Origin of the sequence: Dermacoccus sp. UBA1591 (genome assembly GCF_002322065.1) — a bacterium.
Classification (GTDB): Bacteria; Actinomycetota; Actinomycetes; order Actinomycetales; family Dermatophilaceae; genus Dermacoccus; species Dermacoccus nishinomiyaensis.
This window is the reverse complement of the sequence record NZ_DCNR01000071.1, coordinates 2,536-7,702: the sequence shown is the minus strand read 5'-3', so window position 1 is coordinate 7,702 and position 5,167 is coordinate 2,536. Positions and strand designations below refer to the sequence as shown.

General features: G+C 69.2%; 4 protein-coding genes. 2 read left to right on the top strand and 2 right to left on the bottom strand.

All coding sequences use genetic code 11. The annotated features are described in order from the left end of the window. Nucleotides 1-1,997: ABC transporter ATP-binding protein (locus B2284_RS07320; RefSeq protein ID WP_286697342.1), on the top strand; the 1,997-nt coding region annotated here is incomplete at its 5' end. Nucleotides 1,998-2,089: 92 nt separating this feature from the next. On the opposite strand, the gene B2284_RS07315 is transcribed toward B2284_RS07320, so the two are convergent. Next, nucleotides 2,090-3,184, bottom strand: a complete 1,095-nt coding sequence (locus tag B2284_RS07315; RefSeq protein ID WP_074045675.1) for an NADH:flavin oxidoreductase/NADH oxidase — start codon at nucleotides 3,182-3,184, stop codon at nucleotides 2,090-2,092. A 121-nt stretch (nucleotides 3,185-3,305) separates the two neighbouring features. Further along, nucleotides 3,306-4,220, bottom strand: a complete 915-nt coding sequence (locus B2284_RS07310; protein ID WP_074045674.1) for a hypothetical protein — start codon at nucleotides 4,218-4,220, stop codon at nucleotides 3,306-3,308. Between the two features lie 122 nt (nucleotides 4,221-4,342). Between B2284_RS07310 and B2284_RS07305 the strand changes: the two genes are divergently transcribed. After that, a complete protein-coding gene (locus tag B2284_RS07305; RefSeq protein WP_074045673.1) occupies nucleotides 4,343-5,122 on the top strand; it encodes a CoA transferase subunit A in 780 nt (259 codons plus the stop codon). Nucleotides 5,123-5,167 lie beyond the last annotated feature (45 nt).

The window sequence follows — 5,167 nt, the reverse complement described above, 5'->3', positions numbered from 1 at the left end:
GCCCGCCGGGCCCGCCGGCCGGAGGGCCGCGTCGCGGGGGTCATGGCGCGGCGATGGCGCCCGCGGAGAAGTCGCTGAACTTCGGCGCATCCGCGCGCCGCCTCATCGGGCTGCTGAAACCGCATCGGCTGCGCGTCATCGCGGTACTGGCGCTCAGCGTCACGGCCGTCGTCATGAACGTCGTCGCGCCGAAGGTGCTCGGCAAGGCCGTCGACGCAGTGTTCGCGGGCTCGGTGAGCATGCATCTGACCCTGGGCTCGACGAAGGCACAGGCCGTGGCGGCGCTGCGCGCGTCGGGGCAGTCGAAGATGGCCGACATGGTCGCGGCGATGGACCTCGTGCCGGGCGCGGGCATCGACTTCGACCGTGTCGCGACGATCCTGCTCACCGTCGTCGCGCTCTATGTCGTCGCATCGCTGCTGCAGGTCGTGCAGGCGCGTCTGCTCAACACCGTCGTGCAACGGACGGTGGAGAAACTGCGCGCCGACGTCGACGCCAAGCTGCAGCGCGTGCCGCTGGCCTATGTCGACTCGCGCCCGCGCGGCGAGCTGCTCTCGCGCGTGACGAACGACATCGACAACGTCGGGCAGTCGATGCAGCAGTCGGCGGGGCAGCTGCTCGTGTCGATCTGCACGGTGCTCGGCGTCGTCGTCATGATGCTGACGGTCTCGTGGCAGCTGACGATCGTCGCACTGCTGACCATTCCCCTCGTCATGCTCGTCGCCGGGCAGATCATGAAGCGTTCGCAGGGGCAGTACGTGGCCCAGTGGGCGCACACGGGCACGCTCAACGGGCAGATCGAGGAGGCGTTCACGGCGCACGAGCTCGTCAAGGTCTTCGGGCGCGGGCCGCAGGTGGAGGCGGCGTTCGCGTCGACCAACGCCTCCTTGACGGAGGTCTCGCGCCGCGCGCAGTTCCTGTCGGGGCTGATGATGCCGATCATGATGTTCGTCGGCAACCTGCAGTACGTCGCGATCTGCGTCATCGGCGGCGTGCGCGTCGCGTCGGGGCAGATGACGCTCGGTGACGTCACCGCGTTCATCCAGTACTCGCGCCAGTTCACGCAGCCCGTCACGCAGATCGCGTCGATGATCAACCTGCTGCAGTCCGGCGTCGCGAGCGCCGAGCGCGTGTTCGAGGTGCTCGACGCGCCGGAGGAGTCGCGCGACGCCCGCGGGCGCGGTGCCGGCGAGAACGCGCACCTGCCGACGCCGCTGCGCGGAGAGGTCGTCTTCGATGACGTGCGCTTCGGTTACGACCCTGACGCGTCGCTCATCACGGGCCTCGACCTGCGGATCGAGCCCGGCCAGACGGTCGCCATCGTCGGGCCGACGGGTGCGGGCAAGACGACGCTCGTCAACCTCGTCATGCGCTTCTACGACGTCGATGCGGGTCGCATCCTCGTCGACGGGGTCGACGTGCGTGACGTGCCACGCGAGGAGTTGCGCTCCCACTTCGGGATGGTGCTGCAGGACAGTTGGCTGTTCCGCGGCACGATCGCCGACAACCTGCGCTACGGGCGGCTCGACGCGAGCGACGACGAACTGCTCGAAGCCGCTCGCGCGACGTTCGTCGACCGGTTCGTGCACTCACTGCCCGACGGCTATGACACGATCATCGACGACGAGGGCGGCTCCATCTCGACGGGTGAGCGTCAGCTCATCACCATCGCGCGCGCCTTCCTCGCGCGGCCCGACATCCTCATCCTCGACGAGGCGACGTCATCGGTCGACACGCGCACGGAGGCGACGCTCCAGCAGGCAATGGCGGCGCTGCGTCAGGATCGCACGAGCTTCGTCATCGCCCACCGACTGTCGACGATCCGTGACGCCGACATCATTCTCGTCATGGAGAACGGCGGCATCGTCGAACAGGGCTCGCACGACGATCTGCTCGCCGCGCGCGGCGCCTACTGGCGGTTGTACGAGGCACAGTTCGCCGGGGCGGCGCAGACCGACACGGACGAGGGGAAGGCAGCGGACGTACGACCGGCCTGACGGGAGCCGGATGATTCCGGCGTCGTCGTCCGCATTCTTCGGCCGGGAAGACCGCCCCGACGTTCTCGAGGGCCGGGGCGGTCGACGGCATCTCAGCCCCGGGCGTGCTCCCACGCGCCGCGCGTGTACTGCGCCGGATACGGCGTCTCGTGCCATGTCAGACCCAGTTCGGCGGCGGCGCGCAGCGGCCAATACGGCTCGCGCAGGCCTGCTCGTCCGATGAGGACGACGTCGGCGTCGCCCTCGGTGAGGATCGCCTCGGCCTGCGCGGGCTCCGTGATGAGTCCCACGGCTCCGGTCGCAATATCGGCCCCGCGCCGGATCTCGGACGCGAAACGCACCTGGTAGTTGGGCCCTACGGGGATGTCGGCGGGCACGTTGCCGCCGGTGCTCGTGTCGACGAGGTCGACGCCGACGGACTTCAGCTCGCGAGCGAGGCGGACGGTCTCGTCGATGTTCCAGCCCGTCTCGGCCCAATCGGTGGCCGAGACCCGCACGAAGAGCGGCTTCGCCTCCGGCCAGGCCCCGCGCACCTCGGTCGCGATGCGTAGCAGCAGACGGGCGCGGTTCTCGAAGGAGCCGCCGTACTCGTCGTCACGGCGGTTGGAGGCAGGGGAGAGGAACTCGTGCAGCAGGTAGCCGTGCGCTGCGTGGAGCTCGACGACGTCGAAACCGGCCTCGTCCGCGCGTCGGGCGGCGTCGACGAAGGCGTCCACGACGTCGTCGATGTCGGCGAGCGTCATGGCGCGGGGCGTTGCGTAACCGTCGAAGGCGACCGCGGACGGGCCGAGAGCCTCCCAACCGCCTGCGTCGACGGGCACGCTGCCGGAGGGCTCACCCGCGAAGGGGCGGTAGGTCGACGCCTTGCGTCCGGCGTGCGCGAGCTGGACTCCGATCTTCGCGCCGTTCGCGTGGACGGCGTCGACGACGCGGCGCCATGCGGCCACCTGGTCGTGGTTCCACAGGCCGGCGTCCTGGGGGCTGATGCGCCCCTCGGGCGCGACGGCGGTGGCCTCCGTCAGCACGAGCCCGAAACCACCGACGGCGCGCGTCGCGTAGTGGACGAAGTGCCACGCGGTCGGGATACCGTCGCACGCCTCGCAGCTGTACTGACACATCGGCGTGAGCCAGATGCGGTTGCGGAACTCGACGTCGCGCAGGGTGAGGGGTTCGAACAGCTGGGGCATGCGGGGGCCTTTCGTCAGGATCGGGCGCGGCCACGGACCGCGCCTCGTGGGGCCCATGCGACAACGGTGGTTAGGGACGCGATATTTCCTCGGCCCGTTGTTCTGGCCGCGAACCGCTCCGTCAGAACGCCGCCGATGCCTCGCCGCGCTTGACGTCGGCGCGCCATCGCGTGAGGAACGCGGCACCGGCGGCGTCGTTCGTCAGCGCCGGATCGGGCGTGACCTCGACGGGGTAGGTGCGCTCGAGCAGGCCGTCGGCGCGGCGAACGTCGCCGTGGCGCACGACGAATCCACGCTCGTGCAGACGATCAGCCATCGCGTAGTCGCTGCGTGAATCGCCGAGGGTGCGCCACTCGCGCGGGGTGATGCCGCGCGTGGCGAGCAGTTCGATCGCCTTGTCGGCACCGACGTTCTTGCCGACCCCGACGTGCTCGATGTCGGTCGAGATGATCGTCGGATCGATGCGGACGGCGATGTCTTCACTGCCGTTGAGCGCTTCTCGCTCACCCCAGACGACGCCGATCTCCTGCTCGGCGAGGTAATCCCAAACCCGCTGATCGAACGCGTGCTGACGTTCGCGGTAGACGTCGAGGTCGATGCCATGGTGCGCCTCGAGGCTCACCATGGCCTTCTTCGTGTCGTCGAAGAACATGGCGTCGTCGAAATCGGGGGCGATACTGCGGCAGTACTCGACGAGCCCCGTCGGAACGCGCAGGGCGTCGTCGACGCGCAGGTCGACGCCCGCGTTGCGCAGGTGCGCGCGCGTCGGGGTGAACCACGTCGCGCCCTTCTCACAGACGGCGATGACGGGCGCGTCGTCGGGTAGTCCGGCGTCGAGCAGGGCGGGCATGACGGTGGCTGCGACGAAGTCGTCGGAGCGACCCGTGTTGAACACGATGGGGACGCCCGCCCGCGCCATCGCGACGAGATCCGTGGCGATCGACGGGATCGCGACGGTGCGCGTCACCGGGCTCGCGATGGGTCCGTCGACGTCGAGGAGGAGGCCGTACAGGGGTTCGCGCAGCTGGCTCGTCATGCTCGAAGTGTCGTCGCGCGCGGGGCCGGTCGCAAGCCGCACCCCCACGCCTCGGTTAAGGATGATTAACTGAAGTCGGCATGGTGTGAGGTGCATCTCACGAAGCGCGATCTGGAGGGTTCATGGACAAGGTGGTGGCCTCGGCTGCGGAAGCGGTCGCCGACATCGGTGACGGTTCGTCGCTCGCCGTCGGAGGGTTCGGGCTGTGCGGCATCCCGAGCGTCCTCATCGCGGCGCTGCACGAGCACGGCGCGAAGGATCTTGACGTCGTCTCCAACAACTGTGGGGTCGACGACTGGGGTCTCGGCGTGCTGCTGCGCGACGGGCGCCTGCGCACCGTCATCGCGTCGTACGTGGGCGAGAACAAGGAATTCGCGCGCCAGTACCTCGAGGGCGAGCTGGAGGTGCACCTGACGCCGCAGGGCACCCTCGCGGAGAAGTTGCGCGCCGGTGGCGCAGGCATCCCCGCGTTCTACACGGCGACGGGTGTGGGTACGCAGGTCGCCGACGGCGGCATGCCGTGGAAGTACGCGGCCGACGGCTCGGTAGAGAAGGCCTCACCGGCGAAGGAGACGCGCGTCTACGGTGACGGCGACGACGCGAAGCCGTACGTGCTCGAGGAGGCCATCACGACGGACTTCGCACTCGTGCGTGCGGCGAAGGGTGATCGTCACGGCAACCTGGTGTTCAACCTGTCGGCGCGCAACTTCAACCCGCTGTGCGCGATGGCGGGCCGCGTCGTCGTCGCGGAGGTGGAGCAGCTCGTCGAGCCGGGCGACATCCACCCCGACGACGTCCACCTGCCCGGCATCTACGTGCAGCGAGTCGTGGAATTGACGTCCGAACAGGCTGACGACAAGCGGATCGAGAAGCGCACGACCCGCGAGACGGAGGGCGACTGAGATGGATGGGCGACTGTTCGGGGGACGTGCGTTCGACCGAGAGTG